Annotated in this window: 1 protein-coding gene; it reads right to left on the reverse strand. The window is 43.4% G+C overall.

Annotation, left to right across the window (positions count from 1 at the left end):
• Positions 1–99: 99 nt before the first annotated feature.
• Complete coding sequence (locus R7P67_RS25430; RefSeq protein WP_318086399.1) at positions 100–1020, reverse strand: LysR substrate-binding domain-containing protein; 921 nt, start codon at positions 1018–1020, stop codon at positions 100–102.
• Positions 1021–1184 lie beyond the last annotated feature (164 nt).

Genomic DNA, 1184 nt, shown 5'->3' on the forward strand with positions numbered 1-1184 from the left:
AAGAGAGAGAAGTTAATAAAGTGAAGATAATTTGTGGGAAGTGGCTCAAGATAATATGTAATTAAGAAATTTATTTTTATTATTTCTTAAACACTTAAATCATCGTCGTGACTCAATCTGCTTCAAAAGCCACTCTCTAAATCGCTCAGTTGACTGGCTTCTTGTATTCATGATCAAGTAATACCCAGCATTGGCAGGAATGGGGGGGAATGGAGAAACCAAACGTTTCGTCGTCAATTCATCCTCAATCAACGCCATGCGTGCCATCGCGATCCCGACTCCAGCTTCCGCCGCAGACATCGCCATGTCTGTTCGATTGAAAAAGTGACCAACATCGGTTTTAAAATCCAATCCCATTGCCGAAGCCCAATACAACCACTCATAGTCACGTGTCGCTTTTTCCCACGGCATCGCGTCGTGCAACAACGTAGACGCTTGCCATTGATTCGCAGACATCGACGATGTTTGATCACCAAAAGGAGTTTTTAGCCACCGATGATCCTCAAGGTATTTAGGGCTCATCACTGGCAGCAATTGTTCATCGAGAATCAACTCGGCATCATGGTCTCGATAAGGGTGAAGACCGTAGTCAATGGCGACGTCATAGTCTTTCAAATCGCTGTTGACTAGCGCTCCTTCCGCAAAGATCTGCACTTGAATTTCTGGGTTCTCTAGTTGAAAGCTTTCGAGTTTAGGCACTAGCCACTTAAAGGCGAATGAGGGAGTGAGCTTCAAGCGAATCTCATTGATATGCTTTTCTACTCTCAGATCATCAAGCAACTTGCCTAACTCAGAGAAATGCAACTGCGTGGCTTGTTGCAGTTGTATTCCCTTTTCGGTGAGGAGGATACCTCGAGAGTGGCGTTCAAAAAGAGTAAAACCTAACGACTCTTCTAAGTGGATTATTTGTTGGCTTACAGCCCCTGTCGTAAGGTGTAGATGCTTAGCAGCGCCCGTAAAACTGGCATGTGCCGCCACTTGGTTAAACAACCATAAACCACTTATCACGTTACTTCTCATCACTAAGCCTATAGTTTTTCTAAACGCTGTGTGTAATTTATATCGATTGTTAACAAAAGGTAAAGAAAAGAAACTAACCGCTACTGATAAATGTGTGGAGTACCTCAATGGAAGTCATCGTATTAGGCAGCGGTGTTATCGGTTTAACCTCTGCTTGGTATTTA

The organism is Vibrio sp. Vb0937 (assembly GCF_033338855.1).

What these genes read in the sequence shown, in the direction of transcription:
- R7P67_RS25430 (WP_318086399.1), bottom strand. Translation starts at nt 1,020, where the DNA reads ATGAGAAGTAACGTGATAAGTGGTTTATGGTTGTTTAACCAAGTGGCG.